Source organism: Bradyrhizobium sp. 23AC (genome assembly GCF_054863025.1).
In genome coordinates this window covers 90,903-114,336 of the sequence record NZ_JAVAYN010000006.1, presented here as the reverse complement: position 1 = coordinate 114,336, position 23,434 = coordinate 90,903, and the positions used below count along the sequence as shown (strand labels likewise).

Below are 23,434 nucleotides of genomic sequence, written 5' to 3'. Positions count from 1 at the left end.
GCCGGGCTCCATCCGCCCGGCCGGCGCCTCCTCCGATCGGAGGATGTCGCATGCTACGGTTGTGTTATGCTCCCCGGCATTGATCATTCAGTGCCATTTTGAGCCATGCACGGATCGCAAAAGCTGCCAGATCTCGTCGAGTCCATCTACGATGCCGGGCTCGATCCTTCGCTGTGGAATAACGCGGTGGCCGGTATCCGGGATTTCGTCGGCGGCCAGGCCTGCGGGCTGTTCTCGAAGGATTCGATCAGCAAATCCGGTGTCACGCATTACTATTGCGGAGCGGACCCGCACTACATCCAGCTCTATGCCGAGACCCATTCGAAGTTCGATCCGCTGACGGTGCTGCCGCCACACGGCCAGATTGTGAGCATTCCGGATCTCGTCAATTTCGATGAATATCGGCGCGGGCGCTTCTACCAGGAATGGATGCAGCCGCAGGGGTGCAGCGACGCGGCCAACGTCGTGCTCGAGATGTCGAATGCGAGCTGCCCGGTGATGATGACCGTGCTGTCCGGCCGCCGCATGGTCGATCGGCGCATGAAGCAGCGCCTCTCGCTGCTGGTGCCGCACGCCAGCCGCGCGCTGCTGATCAACCGCGCGATGACCGCGCAACTGACGCTGGCGACGGCACTGGCGGACGTGCTCGATAGTTTGACGGTCGGGATCTTCCTGCTCGACGGCCTCTGCCGCCTGGTGCATGCGAATTCGGCCGGTCAGCTCCTGCTCGCGGCCGATGACGTGGTGCGGTCCGTTGCCGGGCAACTCGTGACCAGCAGCGCTGAAGCCAATCAGAGCCTGCGCAAGGCGTTTGCGGACCATCGCGACGGTAGAGTGTTTTCCGCAGGCGGCCGCGCGATTCCGCTGTTGTCCGCCACCGGCGAGCGCTACGTCGCTCACATGCTGCCGTTGTCGTCCTTGCTGCGCAACGGCAGCGAACGCGTGATCGATGCCGCCGGTGCGCTGCTTGTGCGCAAGGTCTCGCTCGGTGGACAATCCTGTGGCGAATTGATCGCGCGAACGTTCGAGCTGACGCCGGCGGAGCTCCGCGTGTTCCTGTCGATCGTCGAGATCGGCGGCATCCCGGAGACGGCGGCCGCGCTCGGTATCGCGGAGACGACCGCGAAAACGCATCTGCATCGCGTCTTCGCCAAGACCGGCGTGTCGCGGCAGGCCGATCTCGTCAAGCTCGCGGCGGGATTTGCCAATCCGCTCGTCCACTGACAAATTGCCGTCGGCGTTGAACCTTTTTCTCCCGCGACAGACTCACAGGAGCCGCCAGGCGCGGAGAAACATTCCGCAAATCTCCGACTTTGACCATTGGCTCTTCCGATGCCCCGACCGCCAAGACATTCCGAGCTGATCGAGAGCATCTATGATGCAGGACTCCACCCTGAGCTGTGGAGCGACGTCGTCGTCATGCTCAACGCCTTCATCGGCAGCCAGGCCTGCGGCCTGATTTCGAAGGACACGGTCAGCAAGTCGGGGGCGACCCATTATTATTGTGGAGTCGATCCGCACTACATCCAGCTCTATTCCGAAACCTACTCCAGGTACGATCCGCTCGCCCGGCTTCCTGGGTATGGGGAGGTGCGCAACATTCCGGACCTCGTGAATTTCGACGAATACCGCCGCGGGCGGTTCTATCAGGAATGGTTGCGGCCCCAGGGCTGCATCGACGTCGCCAACGTGGTGCTGGAGCAATCGAAGTCGCCATGTCCGATGTTGCTGACCGTCATCCCGGGCAGGGAGATGCTGGGCGCCGAGCAGCGCGCGCGAATGCAGTTCCTGGTCCCGCATGCGAGCCGGGCGCTGATGATCAACCGCGCGATCGAGCGGAAGCAGCAACGCGCGACCGCGCTGGCCGACGTCGTGGATCGTCTGAATGCAGGCGTCATCCTGCTCGATGCAGCCTGCCGGATCGTCCACAGCAATCCGGCGGCCGAGACGATCCTCGCCGCCGACGACGTCCTGCGCTCGATCTCCGGCCGGCTGGTGACGAGATCCTCCGAGGCCAATCTGGCCCTGCGCAAGATCTTCCGCGATCCGGGCGAGGTGGCTCTGGCTGCGGCCAAAGGTCGAAATATCTCTCTGACGGCGCATGACGGTTCGCACTACGTCGCGCACGTGATTGCGCTGCCCTCGCTGCTGCGCGATGGTGCGACCGAGCGCACGTCGGCCGTTGGAGCCTTGCTGGTCTGGAAGGCGGAACTCGACAGCCGCTCATGTGCCGGCCTGATCGATCGCACCTTCGAACTGACGCCCGCGGAACTGAGGGTTCTGCAATCGATCGTCGAGGTCGGCGGCGTGCCGGAGACCGCGGCCGCATTGGGGATCGCCGAGACGACGGTGAAGACGCATCTGCATCGCGTCTTCGCCAAGACCGGCGTGTCCCGTCAGGCCGATCTGGTCAAGCTTGCGGCGGGATTCTCCAATCCGCTTCTGCATTGACGCGCGTGCGCGTCGCGGGCTCTTCGCTGCAGCACGCCGATAGGTTCAAATAGAGACATCATTAGAAAGTTATCGCGCGTCATTCGATCGAATGACGCGATTTTTTGCGTTCTCTTCTACAGACGCGTCACACGATTTCTTGTTCGACGTATCAGGCTTCTTTGTGAAGCAACTCACAGCAGGCCGGGGTGAATCTCATCATTCTCCCGCACAGGTTGAGAGGAGGCCGTTATGCGAAGGACGTCACTTGCCATGGCCGACAAGTTCCGCGACATCGTCGCTCGCATCGGCGCCGTGTTCCGCGAGCAGCGCAAGATCGACGCGCAACGCGCATTGCAACGCTATCACCACTTGCTGGCCCAGCCCGGCGAAACATTGCCTTTGAACGAAATCATTCCGGTCAGCAAGCAAGAGGATGTTTCAGGAAATGCCCACGGATCTGATGCGCGCGAGCGCGCCGCCGGCGAGCCCGCCTACGAGCGCGCGTAATTTCAACATCGTCGCGATCGCGCTGACCGGGGGGCTCGTCGCTCTTCAGCTGGTCGGGCTGGCGCTTCTGGAACGATCCCACGCCCAAGCGATGCAAATGTCGTTTCCGCGCGAACCGGCCGTCTGCACCGAGAGCTCGGATGCTGCCGTTCCGCAGATCCCCTACGATTGACCGGAGGACGGTCCGTGCCTGATGTCACGACTCTGATGCTGCTTAGCATTGCCGTCTTCGCCGGCGCCTTCGTTTCGGGGCTCTCGGGTTTCGCGTTTTCGGCCGTCGCGGGCACGATCCTGCTGCGGGTGTTTCAGCCGCTCGAAGCCGTGCCGCTGATGATGGCTTGCAGCATCGGCGTGCAGGCGACCAATCTGTGGGCGCTCCGGCGCAGCATTCGTTGGGAGGGCAGTCTGCTGCTGATCGTCGGCGGATTGATCGGCGTTCCCATCGCGGTGTCGCTGTTGCAGAGCGCGGATACGCATCTGCTCAGGCGCGGCTTCGGCATCATCGTCGCGCTCTATGCCGCGTATATGCTGCTGCGGCCGACGCTGGTCACGGCCGGAGAGGCCGTCGGCCGGCACTGGGTGGCGCTGATCGGATTTGGAGGAGGGCTCGTCGGCGGGCTCACCGCGATGCCCGGCGCGATCCCGACGATCTGGTGCGACATGCGCGGCATGCCCAAGAGCGAGCAGCGCGGCCTGGTGCAGCCCTTTATCGCGGCAATGCAGCTGTTTGCCATTGCGCTGCTGGTCGGGCATCAGGACCTGTCGTCAAAGGTCTTCGTCGACCTTGCCGTCAGCCTGCCGGCGTTGTTTGCCGGCTCGGCGCTCGGCGTGATCGCTTTCCACCGGGTCAACGAGACGGTCTTTCGCAAGACCGTGCTCGTTCTGTTGCTCGTGTCGGGGATTTCCCTGATCTAGTGTCCTTGGACTTCGTGAAGTCCTTGGACCGGCGCCGCGCTGATGTCGCTGCCGTGATGCACCAGCGGCTTGTTACCGGTCACGGTCCGCAGCAGCACATAGAACACCGGCGTCAGGAACAGGCCGAACACGGTGACGCCGATCATGCCGGAGAACACGGCGACGCCCATGGCTCGCCGCATCTCCGAGCCCGCGCCGGTCGAGAGCACCAGCGGCAGCACGCCCATGATGAAGGCCATCGACGTCATCAGGATCGGACGAAGCCTTAAGCGGCTCGCCTCGATCGCGGCGCGGATCGGCGTTCGCCCGGCGAATTCGAGCTCACGCGCGAACTCGACGATCAGGATCGCGTTCTTGGCCGATAGTCCCACGAGCACGATCAGGCCGATCTGGGTGAAGACGTTGTTGTCGCCCTTGGAGATCCAGACGCCGAACATGGCGGCGAGCAGGCCCATCGGCACGATCATGATGATCGAGAGCGGCAGGGTCAGGCTCTCGTAGAGCGCGGCCAGCACCAGGAACACCAGCAGGATCGCCAGCGGAAACACCCAGAGGCCGGAATTGCCGGCGATGAACTCCTGATAGGTCAGGTCGGTCCACTCGAAGGCAAAGCCGGGTGGCAACGTCTCCGCCGCGATCCGGGTTGCCGCCTCCTGCGCCTGGCCCGACGAGAAGCCGGGCGCGGCGGCGGCGTTGATGTCGGACGACAGGAATCCGTTGTAGCGGATCGCGCGCTCCGGTCCCGCGCTCTGGCGGACATTGAGCAGCGCCGACAACGGCACCATGTCGCCCGAGGACGAGCGCACCTTCAACTGCCTGATGTCGTCGGCGCGCGCACGGAACGGTGCGTCGGCCTGCACATAGACCGAGTAGGTGCGGCCGAACTTGTTGAAGTCGTTGACGTAGTAGGAGCCGAGGTAGATCTGGAGCGTGTTGAAGACTTCAGTCACGGGCACGCCAAGCTGCAGCGCCTTGGTGCGGTCGATGTCGGCGAAGAGCTGGGGCACGTTGACCTGGAAGCTCGAGAACACGCCCGCTATCTCCGGCGCCTTCTGCATTGCCGCCATGAACGCGTTGGTCGCCTCGTTCAGCGCCTCGTAGCCGAGACCGGCGCGGTCCTCGATCTGGAGCTTGAAGCCGCCGATGGTGCCGAGGCCGTTGACCGGCGGCGGCGGGAACATGGCGATGAAGGCCTCCTGGATGCCGGCGTATTTCTTGTTCAGGTCGGCCGCGATGGCATTCCCGCTCAGGGCCGGACCCTTGCGCTCGTCGAATGGCTTGAGGGTCGAGAACACGATGCCGGCATTGGACGAGTTGGTGAATCCGGAGATCGACAGACCGGGGAAGGCCACGGAGCTCTCCACACCGGGCTGGGTCAGCGCGACGTCGCTCATCTTGCGGATCACCTCTTCGGTGCGGTCGAGCGTTGCGCCATCGGGCAGGCGCGCGAAGCCGACGAGATATTGCTTGTCCTGGCCCGGCACGAAGCCGCTCGGCACCTGCTGGAACAAGAGGGCGGTAAGGCCGACCAGGACCACGTAGAGTCCCATCACAGCGGCCTTGCCCGAGATCACCTTGGTGACGGTGCCGCTGTAATTGTCCGAGGAGCGCGTGAAGGCCTTGTTGAAGCCGCGGAAGAACCAGCCAAGGCCCTTTTCCATGATGAGCGTCAACCGGTCCTTCGGCTCGTTGTGCCCCTTGAGCAGCAGCGCCGACAGCGCCGGCGACAGCGTCAGCGAGTTGATCGCCGAGATCACGGTCGAGATCGCGATCGTCAGTGCGAACTGCTTGTAGAACTGCCCGGTGAGGCCGGAGATGAACGCCAGCGGCACGAACACCGCGATCAGCACCATGGCGATGGCGATGATCGGGCCCGAGACCTCGCGCATGGCCTGATAGGTGGCGTCGCGCGGCGACAGCCCGGCCTCGATGTTGCGCTCGACATTCTCGACCACGACGATGGCGTCGTCGACGACGATGCCGATGGCGAGCACGAGGCCGAACAGGCTGAGAGCGTTGATGGAGAAGCCGAACACGTGCATCACCGCGAACGTGCCGACGATCGACACCGGCACGGCCAGCAGCGGAATGATCGAGGCCCGCCAGGTCTGGAGGAACAGGATCACCACCAGCACCACCAGCGCGATCGCTTCCAGCAGCGTGTGGATGACGGCCTCGATCGAGGAGCGTACGAACTGGGTGGGGTCGTAGACGATCTGATAAGACACGCCTTCCGGCATGTTCTTCTTGATCTCGGCCATGGTGGCGCGGACGTTGTCGGAAATCTGCAGCGCGTTGGAGCCCGGCGCCTGGAAGATCGGGATCGCAACCGCCTGCTTGTTGTCGAGCAGCGAGCGCAGGCCATATTGCGAAGCGCCGAGCTCGATCCGCGCGACGTCGCGCAGCCGCACGACCTCGCCGCGCGTGCCGGTCTTGACCACAATATCGCCGAACTGCTCTTCGCTGGAAAGCCGGCCTTCCGCATTGACGGACAGTTGCAGGTCGATGCCCTGCACGTTCGGGGAGGATCCTACGACGCCGGCGGCGGCCTCGACGTTTTGTGCCTGGATCGATTTGACGATGTCGCTCGCGGTCAGGCCGTGCTCGGCCGCCTTCTGCGGATCGACCCAGACCCGCATCGAATAGTCGCCGGCGCCATAGAGCTGGACGTCGCCGACGCCGTCGATCCGTGCCAGCCGGTCCTTGACGTTGAGCACCGCGTAGTTGCGCAAATAGGTCATGTCGTAGCGGCCGTTCGGCGACAACAGATGCACGACCATGGTGAGGTCCGGCGAGGACTTCTTGGTGACGATGCCGAGCTGGCGCACCACGGCGGGCAGGCGCGGCTCGGCCTGCTGCACGCGGTTCTGCACCAGCTGCGTCGCCTTGTCGGGGTCGGTGCCGAGCCGGAACGTCACCGTCAGCGTCATCGCGCCGTCGGTGGTCGCCTGGCTCGACATGTAGAGCATGTTCTCGACGCCGTTGATCTGCTCCTCGATCGGGGTCGCGACCGTCTCCGCGATCACCTTGGGATTGGCGCCGGGATAGGTGGCGCGCACCACGACGGAGGGCGGCACCACGTCCGGATATTCCGAGATCGGCATCGCGAACAGCGAGATCAGGCCGGCAAGGAAAATCAGGACCGACAGCACGCCGGCAAAAATCGGACGATCGATGAAGAATTTTGAGAGATTCATGGCTTTGCCCCTGGGCAATATCTTGGTCGTCCCCGGACAGCTCCGCCGTCATTCCGGGGCGCGCGAAGCGCGAACCCGGAATCCAGAGGTGATGTGATCGGAGTTTCATACGCTCGAGATCCCGGGTTCGCGCGATGCGCGCCCCGGGATGACGGGTGCACTAGCGTTGCACCACGTCCTGGTTGCTGTGGTTCGAAGCCTGTTGCCCACGCGCGCCCATCGCTGCGACCTCCGTCTTGAGGAGGGCGCCGGGACGCACGCGCTGCAGGCCGTTGACGACGATACGATCGCCGGACTTCAGGCCCGAGGTGACGATGCGAAGCCCGTCGACTGCGCTGCCGAGCGTGATCGGACGGTAGACCGCGCGGCTGTCGTCGCCGACCGCCATCACGAACTTCTTGTCCTGGTCGGTGCCGATCGCGCGCTCATCGATCATCACCAGCGTCTGTTGCTTCGGCTGGCCCATGCGCACGCGGGCGAACTGGCCGGGGATCAGACGCCCGTCCTCGTTCTGGAACACCGCGCGCACCCGGATGGTGCCGCTCTGGCCGTTGACCTGGTTGTCGATGAGCTGGATGTGGCCTTTCGCCGAGAGGCCGCCGGAGGTCGCCATCTCCACGGGGATCTGGTCGAGCTTGCCGCGTCCGCCCTTGGCGTCCGCGATCGAGTTCAGCGCACGCAGCACGACCTCTTCGTCCGCATCGAAGGACGCATAGATCGGATTGACCGAGACCAGCGAGGTCAGCACCGGGGAGGCGGTGCCGGCAGCGACGAGATTGCCGACGGTGATCTCGATCTTGCCGACGCGGCCGTCCACGGGCGCGCGCACCTCGGTGTAGTCGAGATTGAGCTTTGCAGTCTGGAGCGTTGCCTCGGCTGCCTTCACGCTGGCGATCGCTTCGCGGTTGGCGTTCTCGCGCTGGTCGAAATCGCGGCGTGTCACGACGGCGTTGCCGACCAGCTGCGCGCCGCGTTCGACCTCGCTGGTGGTGAACACCACGCGCGCCTTTGCGGCCTCGAGTTGGGCGTTGGCCTTGTCGACCTCGGCGGCGTAAGGCGCCGCATCGATCTTGAACAGCACGTCGCCCGCCTTCACCAGCGCGCCTTCGGTGAAGTTGGTCGCAAGGATCGCACCGGCAACGCGCGGGCGGAGCTCGACGCGGTTGATGGCTTCCAACCGGCCGGAGAAGTCGTCCCACAGCGCGGTCTGGCGCGGCTCGATCATGGCGACGGTGACGGGCACCGCCTGTTCAGCCGCAGCAGCGGTTGCGGTTGCCTGCGCGGAACGAAGATAGTGGCTGGTCGCAATCGTACCGGCCACGGCGAGGGCGCCCACGATGGCGACGCCGCCTAGAAGGCGGCGGAAACGGCCCGTGCGGGAGGTCTGTTGGGAGGGGGGCATTTGCGCGCTCCAGATATGTAGTATTCACTACAGATGTGGAGCTGGATGTCGCAGTGCAAGATACATATGTACCATTCACTAAGAAAATTGTACGCCGATACCGCGACGATTGGAAGACACAAGAAAAAGAAAGCCAGAACAAATAGATAGGACCGGCGTTAAGCTGATACAGACCGCCGATTCCGAGGAGACAGGCACATGCGCATGGGACGCCCCCGCGAATTCAACGCCGAAACGGCGTTGGACCAGGCGATGGAAGTGTTTTGGCGCCATGGCTATGAGGGCGCCACGATCGCGCAGCTGACCGAGGCCATGGGCATCAATCCGCCCAGCCTCTATGCCTGTTTCGGCAATAAGGAAGGTCTGCTGAAGGCTGCGCTCGATCGCTACACCAAGCTGCGCGGCGTCTGGATGGACGAGGTGGTGGCCGCATCCACCGCCCGCGACGTCGCCGAACGGATGCTGATGGGCATCGCCGAGAAGCAGACCGATCCCGCCAATCCGCCCGGCTGCCTGCTCGTGCAGGGCGGCATCGCCTGCGGCACCGGCTCCGAAAACGTTCCGTTCGAGCTCGCCGCCCGCCGCGCCCAGAACGAGGACCAGCTCCGCGATCGTTTTGTCCGCGCCAAGGCCGATGGCGATCTCAAGGAGAGCGCCGATCCTGCGGCGCTCGCGCGCTACGTCTCGGCCGTCGCGGTCGGCATGGGCGTGATGGCATCCTCGGGCGCAGATCGCGAAGCGCTGCGGCAGGTGGCGAGTGTCGCCGTGCAGGCGGTCGAGGCGCAGTCGGCCGACCGAGCGTGATGGCCGTAAGCGCCGCCGGCTGTCTTCCCGCAGCTTATGCAGACAGCCCCGGCGGCGGCACGAAGCCGCCGAACTCGCGCTCGATCAGTCCGGCGAGCGCCATCGTCGTACGATCCTCCAGATAGGGCCCGATGATCTGGACGCCGACCGGCAGGCCCGACGACGTCCGCTCGATCGGAACGGCGGTCGCAGGTAACCCGCAGGTGGAAGCGGGGTCGGCCCAGATGAAGCACGCATCGGAGTAGTTGTAGAGCAGTCCATCGATGTCGAGCTGCCGCGCGTCGAACGGTTCGGACTGGTCATGCGGAAAGGCCGGCACCGCCGCTGCCGGATAGATCACCGCGTCGAACTCGCGGAAGAGCTCCTGCCACCGTTGCTGCAGCTGCAGGCGCGCCGCATCGGTCGCGAGCCATTCACGATGGATCATGGCCCAGCCGCGGGCGCGCTCGGCCTGCAGGCTGCGGTCGTCGGGCGCGAGTGTTGCGGCAAGTCCTTGCGCGTCTGCAAGGGCGGCCGGTGTCAGGCGCGGGCTTCGCGCAGCGTTGAGCAGTTTCATGTAGAGCCGCGCAGACTCGGCGAGATCGGGCAGCGAGGTGCTCGAGCGCGCGACACGCGCGCCCGAACGCTCGAGCCGTTCCGCCAATCGCCCGATGGCTGAACGCACGGCGTCACCCGTCGGCATCAACGGATGTGTATCGATCACAAGGATCCTGAAATCCCCGAGCCGGTCGTGGCGCGGGGCCGGCAGCGCGAGGCGGTAGCCGACGCCGTCGCGCGTCTCGTCCGGGCCGGCGATCACGTCGAGCGCCAGTGCAAGGTCCGAAGCTGTGCGCGCCATCGGCCCCACGACCGCGAGATCGCCCTGGCCGGGGACGGGCGGTGCCGGCGGCAGGCTGTATCCGCGCAGCGGGACCAGGCCGAGGCTCGGCTTGTGTCCGAACACGCCGCAGAAATGCGAGGGCACCCGGATCGAGCCGCCGATATCCGAGCCGATCGAGAGCGGACCGAAGCCTGCGGCCAGCGCCGCGCCGCATCCGCCGGAGGAGCCGCCGGGCGACCGGCCGAGGTCCCAGGGATTGCTGGTCGTCCTGTAGATCTCGTTGTAGCTCTGGAAATCCCTGAGGCCGATCGGGATGTTGGTCTTGCCGATGACGATGGCGCCGGCCGCCTTCAACCGCGAGACGACGAGGGCATCCTCTGTCGGCTGGAAGTCCCTGAAATGCGGAAAGCCCCATGTCGTCGGCAGGCCGGCGACGTTGAACGGTTCTTTCATGGTCACGGGAATGCCGAGCAATGGCTGCCGCTCGCCGCAGCCAAGCGCGGCATCGGCAGCGCGCGCGGCCGCTCTCGCGCGGTCGAAATCGCGCACGATGACCGCGTTGATCTGACCGTCGAGTGCCTCGATGCGCGCGATCGTGTGTTCGAGCAATTCCAACGCAGATATCTTGCGCGCATGCAGGGCGCTCGCCAGTGCTCTGATCGAGCCGTAGGTCAAGTCAGCAGCATCTGCGGTCATCACGAACTCCAATGTACCTCATCGCGGCATCCACACTATCCCCGCCGCAGATCGTTCGGGGCACCGAACATGCGATTTTGAAAGGGGGATGAGGAGGCGGCGCAACGGGCACCAGATCTGCTTGCCGGGGGCACCGGTGCGGAGGCCGGGCTTCGAAACAGCTATGCCTTCCGACCCGTTAACGGACCGGCGCGCTGGCGGGATTCACAATCGGCCATCAGGCGAGTCAGCGCCTGCTTTGCCCGACGTGTCAAACGTCCGCGCGGGCGGCCTTGGCGACGTGCGGCGCGAAATTCTTCAATGATTTGTACTTTGCATGGGGTTGTTTTCGCGTTTTTTGTTTGGGCGTCCCCCGGGCCAGGGCATCAGCCGTCAAAGGCCGTATCGGTGCGGGCGCTCCTAAGAATTCTTACACACAGTTCTGGCACGCTCCCGCGCGTCAAAGTTCCCGCAACCTGCATCGTCGCGTCTCACTGCGCGCACGAAAAGACGGGGCCCGCGGAGATCAAGGGGGCGTTGCTCATGACCGCACTTGCTTCGGACGCCGGTTGCGCGAAGCGGGGGATCGTGCCGATCCTGCTGTGCGTCGTGCCGTTCAGCCAGATTCCGCTCGATGCCTATACGCCCGGCCTGCCGCAGATGGTGGTGGATCTGGTCGCCGATCCCGCGTCGATGCAGAACACCGTCACCGCCTACATGCTCGGCATGTCTCTGGCGCTGGTGCCGGTCGGCATCGCCTCCGACACGCTGGGCCGCCGCAACGTCCTGCTCGCAGGCCTGTCGGTGCTGATCGCGATGAGCATCGCCTGCGCGCTCGCCACCAGCGCCTCGCTGCTGCTGGCGCTGCGCTTCCTGCAAGGGATCGGCGGCTGCACCTGCCTTGTCGTGGCCTATGCGGTTGCGGCGGATTGCTATCGCGGCCGTGAGCTCACGGCGATCTCCGGCCTGCTGGGCGCTGCCTGGGGGCTCGCGCCGGTGCTTGCGCCCGCGGCCGGCGGCTTCATCGTCGAGCTGACGTCATGGCGCGGTGTCTTCGTCATCATTGCGCTTGCCGCGGCCATCGTCGCTGCGATCGTCGTGTTTCTTCTGCCCGAGACATTCCCGTCGGAGCGGCGCGCGCCGTTCGATCCGCGCCGCACGGCGGGTATCTTGCGCGAGGCGCTGGTCCGGCCGGGCTTCCTGGCTTTCGTGCTGGTCTTCGCCGCAGCAGCCAGCGCGCAGCTGGCGTTCGGGGTCGTCGCGCCGTTCTTCTACCAGACCGGCCTCGGCTATTCCGCGGCGATCTACGGCCTCGTCGCGCTCGGCCTTGGCGGGGTCAATCTCGCCGGCGAGCTCGGCTGCGCGCATTTCGCGCGCGTCATGCCGGCCCGCATGCTGGGCTTCGGCGCCTTCGCGCTGTTTCTCGCCGGCTCCGCCGTGCTGACCGTGACAGGCATCGTCGTCGGTCTCGATTTCGCGTCGATCACGATCGGCGGTGCGCTGGTGCTCGGCGGCTGCGGCGTGCTGTGCCCGATGATGTACGGCATGGCGCTCGGCCTGTTCGAACGCGACCACGGCCTGATCGGCGGCCTGATCAGCGCGCTCTGCTATCTCGCCGTGAGCGGCGCCATGGCGATCGCGGCGGTGCTGCCCGAAGCAACGCAGGCGCCGATCGGATGGCTCTATCTCGGCCTCTGCGCCATCGCGGGCACGCTGCTCGCGATCTCGCTGCCGTCAGTGCGCCAAGCTACACAGTCTTAAGGAAGGGACCCAATCATGACCACGGTCGGTATTCGCGGCACGTTCTTCGACTTCGTCGACGATCCCTGGAAGCATGTCGGCAACGAGCAGGCCGCCGCGCGCTTTCACCAGAACGGTCTCATGATCGTCACCGATGGCGTCATCAAGGCGTTCGGACCCTACGAGACGATCGCCGCCGCCCATCCCGGCGTTGAGATCACCCACATCAAGGACCGCATCATCGTCCCGGGCTTCATCGACGGTCATATCCATCTGCCGCAGACCCGCGTGCTCGGGGCCTATGGCGAGCAGCTGCTGCCGTGGCTCCAGAAGTGGGTCTATCCGGAAGAGCTGAAGTACCGGGATCGCAACTACGCGCGCGAGGGCGTCAAGCGTTTCCTCGACGCGCTGCTGGCCTCCGGCACCACCACCTGTCAGGCCTTCACGAGTTCGTCGCCTGTTTCAACCGAGGAACTGTTCGAGGAAGCGGCCCGCCGCAACATGCGCGTGATCGCGGGCCTCACCGGCATCGATCGCAACGCGCCGGCCGATTTCATCGATACGCCCGAGAATTTCTATCGCGACAGCAAGCGGCTGATCGCAGAGTATCACAACAAGGGCCGCAACCTCTACGCCATCACGCCGCGCTTCGCCTTCGGCGCCTCACCGGAATTGCTCAAGGCCTGTCAGCGCCTCAAGCACGAGCATCCGGATTGCTGGGTCAACACCCACATCTCCGAGAATCCGGCTGAATGCAGTGGCGTGCTGGTCGAGCACCCGGACTGCCAGGACTATCTCGGCGTCTACGAGAAGTTCGACCTGGTCGGACCAAAATTCTCCGGCGGCCACGGCGTCTATCTCTCCAACAACGAGTTTCGGCGCATGTCGAAGAAGGGCGCCGCAGTGGTGTTCTGCCCGTGCTCGAACCTGTTCCTCGGCAGTGGGCTGTTCCGCCTCGGCCGCGCCACCGATCCCGAGCATCGCGTGAAGATGTCGTTCGGTACCGACGTCGGCGGCGGCAACCGCTTCTCGATGATCTCGGTGCTCGACGACGCCTACAAGGTCGGCATGTGCAACAACACGCTGCTCGACGGCAGCATCGATCCCACGCGGAAGGACCTCGCCGAGGCCGAGCGCAACAAGCTCTCGCCCTATCGCGGTTTCTGGTCGATCACGCTCGGTGGTGCCGAGGGCCTTTATATCGACGACAAGCTCGGCAATTTCGAGCCCGGCAAGGAAGCCGATTTCGTCGCGCTCGATCCGAATGGCGGGCAGATCGCGCAAGCGTGGCACCAATCGCTGATCGCCGAGGGCGCCGGCCCGCGCACGATGGACGAGGCCGCGAGCATGCTGTTCGCCGTCATGATGGTCGGCGACGATCGCTGCGTCGACGAGACCTGGGTGATGGGCAAGCGCCTCTACAAGAAAGGCTGAAGCCGCCGCGATGAGCGCATCTCCTGACACAGCCGGCCAGCCGGTCGCCCTCGTCATCCAGCGCCGCATCACTGATGATGGCTTTGCCACGTTCGCGCGGTGGAACGGCGAGGTGGGCGAGGCGCTCAAGGCCTGGCCCGGCTTCCTCGGCCAGGAGGTGGTGCCGCCGCAGCCGCCGGCGCATGTCGACTGGGTGACGATCCTGCGCTTCGCCAGCCCGGCCGCCGCGCGCGCCTGGCTTCAAAGCGAGGTGCGGGCGAAGCTGATCGGAGAGGTGCAGCGCTTCTTCGTCGGTTCGGAGGATGTCCATATCTTGCCCGACACCGGCGTTCAGCGTGACAGCGCGGTGTCGGCCGTCATCTCCTTCAAGGTGCCGGATGGACTGGAGGACGCGTTTCTGAAATGGCAGCAGCGCATCCAGGCCGCCGAGGCCGAGTTCAAAGGCTTTCTGCGGCACAAGATCGAGCGGCCGATTCCGGGCTTACGCGACGAATGGATCGTCATCCTGTCGTTCGACAGCGACGCCAACCTCAATGCATGGCTGGGCTCGCCCGTCCGGCAGACCCTGCTGAAGGAGGGCGAGCGCTTCAACGCCGGCATGAACGTAAAGCGCGCGAGCTACGGCTTCAATTTCTGGTTCCCGGCCGGCAAGACTGGGGCTCCAGAGCAGGGCCCAGCCCTGATCTGGAAGAGCAACCTCATCGTCCTCCTGGTGCTTTATCCCGTGGTCTATCTGTGGGGCACTTTCGTCAGCCGGCCGCTGATCGACAGCCATGGCGTGCCGGTCTGGCTGTCGCTGTTCGTCGGCAATCTCGTCAGCACCCAGCTGCTCGGCTGGTGGCTCGTGCCCGCGGCCTTCAAGGCACTCGACTGGTGGGTCGCGCCGAAGGCGGCGATCAGTCGCCAAATCGCGGGCTACGCGCTTCTTGCCGCGCTCTACGCCGCGTCGATGGGGCTGTACGCGCTGCTGCTCGCGTGGCAATGGGGACGGTGAGACCGTCCACCGTTCCGTCGCGGAGAGGGGCGGTCGCTGGACATCGACGACCATGTTTGCCCTGACATTCCTCGGCACCTCGGCGAGCGTTCCCTCCGCGGAACGCAACCATCCGGCCCTGCTGATCGAGGTCGCCGGACAGCGCATGCTGGTCGATTGCGGCGAGGGCACGCAGCGCCAGTTGCTGCGCAGTGGCGCAGGTTTTCGACGGCTCGACCGCATTCTGCTGACGCATGCGCATCTCGATCATGTGCTCGGCATCCCCGGCCTGTTCTCGACGCTGCGTTTGCGGCAGAGCGCCGAGGTGATGATGGTTCATGGTGGCCCATCGACGCTGGAGACGGTCATCCAAATGCTGGCCGGCTTGTGGGGCGCGGGCAGGGCGCCGCTTCCGGTGGAATTCTCTCCCTTGGCTGCAGGACGGTTCGTCGACGCCGGTGACTTCACCATCGACTGCTTTCCGGTCCGCCATCGCGACACAGACAGTTTTGGATTCGTCTTCCAAAGCCCCGCTCGCCGCCACCTTCAGCCGGATCGGCTGGCGGCGCTTGGCGTTCCCGACGGTCCCTTGCGCGGCGAGCTGGCCGCAGGCCGGGCAGTCGTAATCGAGGGCGATCAAACGATCAATCCGGAAGACGTCCTGGGGCCGCCGAGCGGCGGCAGGAAGCTCGTCGTGATCGGCGACACCGAAACCACCGAGGGGCTGGCGCAACACGTCGTTGATGCCGACATGCTGGTGATCGAGGCAACGTTTCTCGATCGTGACGCGTCGACCGCGCGGGACTACGGGCATCTCACCGCGGCAGAAGCGGCGTCGTTTGCGGCAGCGAGCAATGTGAAGCAGCTCGTGCTGACCCATATGTCGGGACGCTATGAGGACGAAGAGATTTTCGCCGAGGCGGCGAGCATCTTCCCGAACACCCGGATCGCCGCCGACTTCGATCACATCGTGATCTAGCCGTCGCGACGAGACATCGCCCATCGCCGTCTCGTCCGGCTCTACAGACCGGCGGCAACACCGAGGCGGCCGATGCCCGGCAGCTTGACGGCGGGCCGGCGGATGTCGAGGCCGAGCACGGCGCCGAAGAAGTTGATCTCGAGGCCTTCGACCCAGCCGAGGGTCAGGCCGAGATAGCCGAAGAGCGAGGCATAGAAACCGGTGCGCGAGGCGGTCAGCCCAATCCATTCCCCGGAATAGGGATAATCCTTGCCGATCGCGGTCGGCGGCAGAACCGCGCGAAGTTCCGGCACGGCATCAAGAGCGGCTTGAACGAAGGTATTTGAATTCGGTCCCGGCCAGGCGCTGTAGTCGCCGTAGGTTCGAAACTTGTAGGTCTCGATCACAGTCCGAATCCTGGGAATGAGGAGCTCGGCCCGTGACCCATCTACGGCGACGACGGTTTCCGGCAGGGCGCCGAACCACCTTCCATCGGGGGCGAAGCCGTTGCTCCGGATCGGTTCGCCCCACGCGGTGTAGTCGTATCGGCTGTAGCTGGTCGCATCCTTTTCCTTGACGACGATCCACGTGTGGACGGCAAAGATGCTTCGCCACCGGACCGTTCGGGCCGCATAAACCCGGATCAGGGCATCGGGATGGGAAGAAGCCGGCGGCAGCAGGCCTGCGCTGGAACGGTCAGCCGTCTGCCAATTGCTGCGGCCATCTCCAAGCCAATAGTACCGCGCGGCCGATAGGCCGATCGGCACGAACAGGAGCAGGAAGAAAATGAGCACGGCTCTTCGCAAGGGGAGATCGGGTTTCGGAAGGAAGTCTCGAGGATATAGGTCGCGAAAGCTTTTTCACAATGATCTTCGAATGCAGATCGTCAGCTGTGAGGTCACACGGGACACGTCCGCGAAGAGATCGCTCAGCTCGTCAATCCCGACTTGATCGCGAGATCCTGCACCTGGCTGGTCAGCTCCATCAACCGCGGCAGCGCCTGGTCGCGGAAGGTCGCCATGTCCATGCGCATGGCATCGACCGTGATGCTCAATCCCCCGATCACGAGGCCCTGGGCGTCGAAGATCGGCGTCGCCAGCGTGCGCAGGCCGTAGGCGTTCTCGCCGTCGGAGACGGCGTGGCCCTTTCTCTTCACCTGATCGAGCCGGGCGAGCAGGGCATCGAGATCGGTCAGCGTCCGTTCCGACAGTTTGACGCGAGGGCGCGATTCCAGTCGCTCGATCTGCTCGTCCCGCGCCAGATGCGCCAGCATGACGTGACCGAGCGCGGCGCTGTAGGCGGGAATGCGCGTGCCCGGCCGGCGATCCATCTTGTGGCGGTCGAGGCCCGCGCCGACGCGCGCGAGATAGACCACGTCACCGCCGTCGAGGATACCGAGCGAAGCCGCATCGCCGACATCGGGCACGAGATCTCGCAGCAACGGCTCGACCATCGGCCTTAGCGACCCATGCGACAGCACGGTGTAGCCGAGGTCAAGGCAGGCAACGCCGAGGCGGAACCGGCGGCTCTGCGGCACGGCCTGGAGATAGCCGAGCTCGGTCAGGGTCTGGATCAGCCGGAACGCCGTTCCGCGATCGAGATCGGCCCGTGCGGCAATCTCACTCAGGGTGAGCTCAAAGGCTTCGCTGCTGAAGCTCTTGAGCACGGCAAAGGCCTTGCCGACGGACGCGACGTGATTCTTGGGGTTTTTTGGGAGCGATTCCGATTTGCGCTTTGTGGCCTTCTTTTCGACCTTGGCCATGCTCGAATGCCTTGCCACGACAGCCACCGCCCTTGACGTGGCGGCAAGCTGATTTTACGACTGGTCAAGCCAATAACAAATGTTCGCAATCCGAACAACTGATTTGACGATCGGAGGAAGTTTGTCGACACCATCGCTGCACCCTCATGGTGTGTTTTCCGCCGCGCTCACTCCGCTCGACGCCGAGCTCGCCCCCGATCATGCGCGCTTCATCGCGCATTGCCGCTATCTCCTCGATGAGGGCTGCGACGGCATCGCGCTGCTCGGCACGACGGGCGAGGCGAACTCCTTCTCCGCGGCGGAGCGCATGGCGCTGCTCGAGGCGGTGGTGGCTGCCGGCATCGCGCCGCAACGTCTTCTGCCGGGCACCGGCGTCGCCGCGCTCAGCGAGACCATCGCCCTGACGCGCCACGCGCTTTCAGTCGGCGTCGACACCGTCGTGATGCTGCCGCCGTTTTATTATAAGGGTGTCACGGACGACGGCGTTTACGCGTCCTATAGCGAGATCGTGCAGCGCATTGGCGATGCCAGGCTCAAGGTCGTGCTCTATCATATCCCGCAGATGTCGGCGCAGCCGATCTCGCATGCGCTGATCGAGCGGCTGCGAACGGCATATCCGGCAACGTTCGTGGGTATCAAGGACTCCTCCGGCGACTTCGCGAACATGACCGCGATGGTCGAACGCTTTCCCGGCTTTTCAGTCCTGGTCGGAGCCGATCCGTTGCTGTTGCCGCTGCTGCGCAAGGGCGGCGCCGGCTGCATCACGGCGACCTCCAATCTGGTCGCGCGGGATCTTGCCTATGTCTACAAGCATTTTCGCGATAGCGACGACGACGCGGCGCTCAAGACGGCGCAGGCGCGCATCGTGAAAGCGCGCGAACTGGTCTCGCGCTTCCCGCAGATGGCCTCGCTGAAGACATTGGTGGCAGAGCGCACTGGCCACGCCGGATGGCAGCGCCTGCGGCCGCCGCTTGAGTCCTTGCCGCCAGAGCAGGTGAAAGAGCTGCTCGCGAATGCTGCGGCATTCGCAGCCGCTTTGTAGCCGGCGCGACGACGAGGCGATCCGATGTCAGACTCCTTCCAGGACGCGCTCTCCGGGCTTGCCGCGATCGTCGGCGACAAGCAAATCATCGCGTCCGGGTCCGATCAGGAGCCTTATGTGGTGGACTGGCGCGGGCGTTATCACGGCCGCGCGGTTGCGGTGGTGAAGCCCGGCTCCACCGCCGAGGTCGCCGCCGTCGTCAAATTCTGTGCGGCACGGCAGCTCGCGATTGTGCCGCAGGGCGGCAACACCGGCATGTGCGGGGCGGCAACGCCGGACGATCGGGCCGGCAATGTGGTGATCCGGCTCGACCGGATGCGCGCCGTGCGCGATGTCAGCCCACTCGCGAACACGATCACGGTGGAAGCCGGCTGCATCCTCGCGGAGGTGCAAAATGCGGCGCGCGACGTCGATCGCTACTTTCCCTTGAGCCTGGGTGCCGAAGGCTCCTGCCAGATCGGCGGCAATATCTCGACGAATGCCGGCGGCACGGCGGTGTTGCGTTACGGTCCGACGCGCGATCTCGTGCTCGGGCTGGAGGTCGTGTTGCCCGACGGGCGAATCTTCAACGGCCTGCGTGCACTGCGCAAGGACAATACGGGCTACGCGCTCAAGCAGCTGTTCATCGGGGCGGAGGGGACGCTCGGCATCATCACCGCGGCGGTGTTGAAGCTGTTCGCGCCGCCGCGCAGCTCGGCGCTGGCGCTGCTGAAACTGCACGGCGTGGAGCGGGCGCTCGAGATCATGCAGCGCTTGCGCGGCACGGTCGGTGACCGGCTCGGCAGCCTCGAGATCATGTCGCGCGCGCAGATCGAGGCGATCGCAGAGACCGTGCCGCATGTCACGATCCCCTTCGAGCTGACGACGCCGTGGTATCTGATCGTCGAATTGACCGACACGCTCGCCGGCGTCGACCTCGATGAGCCGCTCGCCACGGTGCTGGCGGATGCGATGGAGGCCCACCTTGCCGAGGACGTCATCCTGACCTCCAACCTCGCGCAGGCGAAGGCGATCTGGGCTGTCAGGCACAGCGTGTCCGAAGGCAACAAGCGTAGCGGCTATGTCGTCTCGCACGACAGTGTCGTTCCGCTGGAGCGTCAGGCCGCTTTCGTCACCAATGTCGAGGCACGGATCAACGCCGCGGTACCTCACGCGCGGGTCGTGATGCATGGCCACATCGGCGACGGCAACATCCACGTCATCGCCCTGATCGACCGCGCGGGTTGCCAGGACCCGGCGGCGACGGCTGCGCTTGTGGCTGAGATCAACGAGATTGTCGATGACGAGACGGCGGCGCAGGGCGGAGCGATCAGTGCCGAGCACGGCATCGGCATCACCAATCGTGGCCGGCTTGCCCGTGTTGCCGATCCTCTCGACATCGAGCTGATGCGCGATATCAAGAAATTGCTCGATCCGAAGGGCTTGATGAATCCCGGCAAGATCTTTGGTGCGGGAGCGGCATAACCATGACGAGCGTCCGCCTGCTTGCCGACGATCTCACCGGTGCGCTCGACACCGCGGCGGAGTTCGTCGGCCTGTGCGGTCCGTTCGATGTCGTCTGGTCGGGCGCGCTTGCGCCGCTGGAGTCCGGGAGCCTGGCGATCGATAGCGGCACCCGCGAGCGGTCGAAGGCCGAGAGCGTCGAAATCGTTGGGCGACTGGCGCCCCACCTTCAGGGCGGGACGATCGCCTACAAGAAGGTCGATAGCCTCCTTCGGGGGTCTTGGGCGGCTGAGCTCGACGCCTGCCTGCGCAGCGGCCATTGGGCTTCTTGCGTGGTCGCGCCGGCGTTCGATTATCAGGGACGTCGCACCGTCGGTGGCCAGCAATTCGCCCGCACCGTGCATGGCGATTGGCACAGAGTCGGCGACAATTTGCTGGATCAATTGCGGCAAGACGGCATCGAAGCACGACAGGGCACGCCCGACACGCTCTCGCAAGGCGGCGTTCAGGTGTTCGATGCCGAGAGCGACCTCGACCTCGATCGCGTCGTCGAAATGGCGCGGCGCATGCCGGGGCCCGTGTTGTGGTGTGGGAGCGGCGGCCTGGCCGGTGCGCTTGCCCGCGGTCAAGGCGCCGCTGCGTCCTCGCAACTGAAGCGGCCGGTGCTGGGGGTGTTTGGCTCCGACCAGGCTGCCACCGCATCCCAGCTGGCGGCATGTGGTAACGCCACCATTGCGCTGGCCGAGGGGGAGGGCGACGCGGGCGTTCGGCGCAAGCTGGCCGACGAGGGTGTGGCGCTGGTGAAATTCGCCCTCGCCGACGGCTTAGTGCGGGCCGAGGCGGCGCGGCGGATCGCGCACGAGATGGCGGGGCTGATCGCGGCACTCGAACCGCCGGGCACGCTGGTTGTTGCCGGTGGGGAAACCCTGAAGGCCGCATGCGTTGCCCTTGGCGCGCATGCGCTCGAGGTGACAGGAAGTATCGTGCCGGGATTGCCGCGCTCGATCTTGCAAGGCGGCCGTTGGGCCGGCGTCGATGTCATCTCGAAGTCCGGCGCATTCGGCCCCAGCGAGCTGTGGCGGGACCTGCTTCGGGATAATCATTTGCTTAGCAAGGGGAGTCCGACATGACCTCTCGTCATCTAGCCATCACCATGGGCGATCCCGCCGGGATCGGGCCGGAGATCATCGTCAAGGCCTGCCTCGGGCTGAAGGATCGGATCGCGAAAGGCGATCTGCGGATCCTGATCATCGGCAGCGGCGCGGCGCTCGATGGTGCGAAAGCCGCGCTTGGTGCCGGCATTGCGATTCCCGAAGTGCGCGCCGAGGATCGCGACTGGCCAAACCTCTGCTTACTCCAGGCCGATAGCGAGGGCGACCCGATCAAGCCCGGCGTGCTCAGCGCCGACGGCGGCCGCTTTGCCTACAAGGCGATCGAGCAGGGCGTGCGCCTGACGCAGGCGGGCCGGACCGCGGCGATCGTCACGGCGCCGCTCAACAAGGAAGCGCTCAACAAGGCCGGCTATCATTTCCCTGGTCATACCGAAATGCTGGCGCATCTCACCGGCGTGCGCGGCTCGGTGATGCTGCTCGCCCATGGCAACATGCGCGTCAGCCATGTCTCGACCCATGTGGCGCTCGAGGACGTGCCGAAGCGTCTGACGCCGGAGCGGCTGCGCATGGTCATCGACCTCACCAACGATGCCCTGCTGCGGCTCGGCATTGCCAAACCGAAGATCGCGATCGCTGCGCTCAATCCACACGCCGGCGAGGGCGGCCTGTTCGGCCGGCAGGACATCGACGTGTCCGCGCCGACGATTGCGGAAGCGGTCGCCGACGGCCTCGACGTCGTCGGCCCCGTGCCGGGCGATACCATCTTCGTCAAGCTGCGCGCCGGCCAGTACGACGCCGCGGTCGCGATGTATCACGATCAGGGCCACATTCCGGTCAAGCTCCTTGGTTTCCAGGTCGATCCTGCGACCGGCCGCTGGCAGGAGCTGTCCGGCGTCAACATCACGCTGGGCCTGCCGATCATCCGCACCTCCGTCGACCACGGCACCGCCTTCGACATCGCCGGCAAGGGCATCGCCAACGAGCACAGCCTGATCGAGGCCATCGACTATGCCGAGCGTCTCGCCGGTGGCGCTTCCCCTGTATCCAAGTGACGAGATCGACCGCACGATGACCAACGCCTTCACGCCCATCGAAATCCAGCGTCCCACCATCCTCGAGTTCGGCAACGGCACGATCGGCGCTGCGGCGCGCTTCGCCGAGCGGATCGGTGCCAGGCGGCCGCTTGTGATTTCCGATCCGTTCAATGCACGCCGGGTCGACATGCTGGCGCTGCCGGGTGCGGTGAAGGTATTCGGTGACGTCAAGCCCGAGCCCGACCTGCCCAATCTCGAGAAGGCCGTGGCGATGGCGAAGGACGTCAGCCCTGATCTCGTGGTCGGTTTTGGCGGTGGCAGCGCGATGGATCTCGCCAAGCTGGTCGCGGTGATGTGCACGAGCGACGTGCCCTTTGCCGACATCGTCGGGCCGGAGAAGGTGGCCGGCCGCAGCGTCGCGCTGATGCAGATTCCGACGACCTCGGGCACCGGCAGCGAAGCCGGCACTCGTGCGCTCGTCACCGATCCCGTCAGCCAGAACAAGCAGGCGGTGCAGAGCCGCTTCATGCTGGCCGACATCGCCATCGTCGATCCGGATCTGACGATGACCGTGCCGAAAGAGGTCACCGCGGCAACCGGGGTCGATGCGCTGGCGCATTGCGTCGAGGCCTATACCAGCCGCAAGGCGCATCCGACGATCGACCTCTACGCACTCGAAGGCGCGCGGCTGGTCGGCCGCTATCTCGAGCGCGCGGTGGCCGATGGCGGCGACCGCGAGGCGCGTGCGGGCCTCGCGTTGGCCTCGCTCTATGGTGGCTATTGCCTGGGACCGGTGAACACGACCGCCGGCCACGCGGTGGCGTATCCGCTCGGCACCCGTCACCACGTGGCGCATGGCCTCGCTTGCGCGGTGATTTTCCCGCATACGCTGGCCTTCAACATGCCGGCGGTTAAAGCGAAGACGATCGCGGTGCTCCAGGCGCTCGGGCTGCCGGAGCAGAGCGATCCAAAGCTCGCATTCGACGCCACCTACGGGTTCTGCAAGAACCTCGGCATCGAGATGCGGCTGTCCGCGCTCGGCGTGCCCCGGGACGATCTCGGCGTGATGGCCGACGAGGCGCACGCCATTCGCCGCCTGCTGGACAACAATCCGCGCGACCTCGGCCGGGATGCGATCCTGAACATGTACGAGGTCGCGTTCTAACAGTCTTCGCCGCACGCG

General features: G+C 65.3%; 20 protein-coding genes. 15 read left to right on the top strand and 5 right to left on the bottom strand.

The genetic code is table 11. The annotated features are described in order from the left end of the window. Window positions 1-105 precede the first annotated feature (105 nt). The 5 genes from RAD10_RS16430 to RAD10_RS16410 all read left to right on the top strand — a co-directional run bounded on the left by RAD10_RS16430 (window position 106) and on the right by RAD10_RS16410 (window position 3,855). Window positions 106-1,224: a helix-turn-helix transcriptional regulator gene (locus RAD10_RS16430; protein ID WP_461618338.1), complete on the top strand. Its 1,119-nt coding sequence runs from the start codon at window positions 106-108 to the stop codon at window positions 1,222-1,224. 108 nt (window positions 1,225-1,332) lie between these two features. Next, window positions 1,333-2,451, top strand: coding sequence for a helix-turn-helix transcriptional regulator (locus RAD10_RS16425; RefSeq protein ID WP_461618337.1), 1,119 nt, complete (start codon window positions 1,333-1,335; stop codon window positions 2,449-2,451). Window positions 2,452-2,703: 252 nt separating this feature from the next. Beyond that, the gene (locus RAD10_RS16420) at window positions 2,704-2,940 is read left to right on the top strand and encodes a hypothetical protein (RefSeq protein WP_461618336.1); all 237 of its coding nucleotides are present in this window, start codon (window positions 2,704-2,706) and stop codon (window positions 2,938-2,940) included. Next, window positions 2,879-3,112, top strand: a complete 234-nt coding sequence (locus tag RAD10_RS16415; RefSeq protein ID WP_461618335.1) for a hypothetical protein — start codon at window positions 2,879-2,881, stop codon at window positions 3,110-3,112. The genes RAD10_RS16420 and RAD10_RS16415 overlap by 62 nt, the downstream gene beginning before the upstream one ends. Before the next feature lie 14 nt (window positions 3,113-3,126). Then, complete coding sequence (locus tag RAD10_RS16410) at window positions 3,127-3,855, top strand: sulfite exporter TauE/SafE family protein (RefSeq protein WP_461618334.1); 729 nt, start codon at window positions 3,127-3,129, stop codon at window positions 3,853-3,855. Here RAD10_RS16410 and RAD10_RS16405 read toward each other — a convergent pair. Together RAD10_RS16405 and RAD10_RS16400 are read right to left on the bottom strand one after the other, a co-directional pair. Then, a complete protein-coding gene (locus RAD10_RS16405) occupies window positions 3,852-7,052 on the bottom strand; it encodes an efflux RND transporter permease subunit (RefSeq protein WP_461618333.1) in 3,201 nt (1,066 codons plus the stop codon). The genes RAD10_RS16410 and RAD10_RS16405 overlap by 4 nt on opposite strands. Before the next feature lie 160 nt (window positions 7,053-7,212). Further along, window positions 7,213-8,454 (bottom strand): efflux RND transporter periplasmic adaptor subunit, encoded by a 1,242-nt coding sequence (locus RAD10_RS16400; RefSeq protein WP_461618332.1) that lies wholly within the window; start codon window positions 8,452-8,454, stop codon window positions 7,213-7,215. 198 nt (window positions 8,455-8,652) lie between these two features. Between RAD10_RS16400 and RAD10_RS16395 the strand changes: the two genes are divergently transcribed. Then, on the top strand, window positions 8,653-9,258 hold the full coding sequence (locus RAD10_RS16395) for a TetR/AcrR family transcriptional regulator (protein ID WP_092252553.1): 606 nt from the start codon (window positions 8,653-8,655) through the stop codon (window positions 9,256-9,258). A 34-nt stretch (window positions 9,259-9,292) separates the two neighbouring features. Here the strand turns inward: RAD10_RS16395 and RAD10_RS16390 are convergent, their stop codons facing one another. Further along, on the bottom strand, window positions 9,293-10,774 hold the full coding sequence (locus tag RAD10_RS16390) for an amidase (protein WP_461618331.1): 1,482 nt from the start codon (window positions 10,772-10,774) through the stop codon (window positions 9,293-9,295). A 522-nt stretch (window positions 10,775-11,296) separates the two neighbouring features. Between RAD10_RS16390 and RAD10_RS16385 the strand changes: the two genes are divergently transcribed. From RAD10_RS16385 to rnz, 4 genes are read left to right on the top strand one after another with little or no spacing between them, the layout of a single operon-like run. Beyond that, on the top strand, window positions 11,297-12,514 hold the full coding sequence (locus RAD10_RS16385; protein WP_461618330.1) for a multidrug effflux MFS transporter: 1,218 nt from the start codon (window positions 11,297-11,299) through the stop codon (window positions 12,512-12,514). A gap of 15 nt (window positions 12,515-12,529) precedes the next feature. Further along, a complete protein-coding gene (gene guaD, locus RAD10_RS16380; RefSeq protein ID WP_461618329.1) occupies window positions 12,530-13,927 on the top strand; it encodes a guanine deaminase in 1,398 nt (465 codons plus the stop codon). Between the two features lie 10 nt (window positions 13,928-13,937). Next, the gene (locus RAD10_RS16375; protein ID WP_461618328.1) at window positions 13,938-14,921 is read left to right on the top strand and encodes an antibiotic biosynthesis monooxygenase; all 984 of its coding nucleotides are present in this window, start codon (window positions 13,938-13,940) and stop codon (window positions 14,919-14,921) included. Between the two features lie 52 nt (window positions 14,922-14,973). Then, window positions 14,974-15,879 (top strand): ribonuclease Z, encoded by a 906-nt coding sequence (rnz, locus tag RAD10_RS16370; protein WP_461618327.1) that lies wholly within the window; start codon window positions 14,974-14,976, stop codon window positions 15,877-15,879. Between the two features lie 41 nt (window positions 15,880-15,920). Here the strand turns inward: rnz and RAD10_RS16365 are convergent, their stop codons facing one another. Further along, window positions 15,921-16,652, bottom strand: coding sequence for a DUF3750 domain-containing protein (locus RAD10_RS16365; RefSeq protein WP_461618326.1), 732 nt, complete (start codon window positions 16,650-16,652; stop codon window positions 15,921-15,923). A gap of 134 nt (window positions 16,653-16,786) precedes the next feature. Beyond that, window positions 16,787-17,620: an IclR family transcriptional regulator gene (locus tag RAD10_RS16360; RefSeq protein WP_461618325.1), complete on the bottom strand. Its 834-nt coding sequence runs from the start codon at window positions 17,618-17,620 to the stop codon at window positions 16,787-16,789. 121 nt (window positions 17,621-17,741) lie between these two features. Here RAD10_RS16360 and RAD10_RS16355 point away from each other — a divergent pair, with 121 nt between their 5' ends. The 5 genes from RAD10_RS16355 to RAD10_RS16335 are packed head-to-tail and all read left to right on the top strand — an operon-like array spanning window position 17,742 to window position 23,416. After that, entirely contained in the window at window positions 17,742-18,662 is a 921-nt protein-coding gene (locus RAD10_RS16355; protein WP_461618324.1) for a dihydrodipicolinate synthase family protein, read from the top strand. A 24-nt stretch (window positions 18,663-18,686) separates the two neighbouring features. Further along, window positions 18,687-20,126, top strand: coding sequence for an FAD-binding oxidoreductase (locus RAD10_RS16350; RefSeq protein WP_461618323.1), 1,440 nt, complete (start codon window positions 18,687-18,689; stop codon window positions 20,124-20,126). A gap of 2 nt (window positions 20,127-20,128) precedes the next feature. Next, a complete protein-coding gene (locus RAD10_RS16345; protein WP_461618322.1) occupies window positions 20,129-21,235 on the top strand; it encodes a four-carbon acid sugar kinase family protein in 1,107 nt (368 codons plus the stop codon). After that, window positions 21,232-22,269 (top strand): 4-hydroxythreonine-4-phosphate dehydrogenase PdxA, encoded by a 1,038-nt coding sequence (gene pdxA / locus RAD10_RS16340; protein WP_461618321.1) that lies wholly within the window; start codon window positions 21,232-21,234, stop codon window positions 22,267-22,269. The genes RAD10_RS16345 and pdxA overlap by 4 nt, the downstream gene beginning before the upstream one ends. Continuing rightward, on the top strand, window positions 22,226-23,416 hold the full coding sequence (locus RAD10_RS16335) for an iron-containing alcohol dehydrogenase (RefSeq protein ID WP_461618320.1): 1,191 nt from the start codon (window positions 22,226-22,228) through the stop codon (window positions 23,414-23,416). The genes pdxA and RAD10_RS16335 overlap by 44 nt, the downstream gene beginning before the upstream one ends. Window positions 23,417-23,434: the final 18 nt, after the last annotated feature.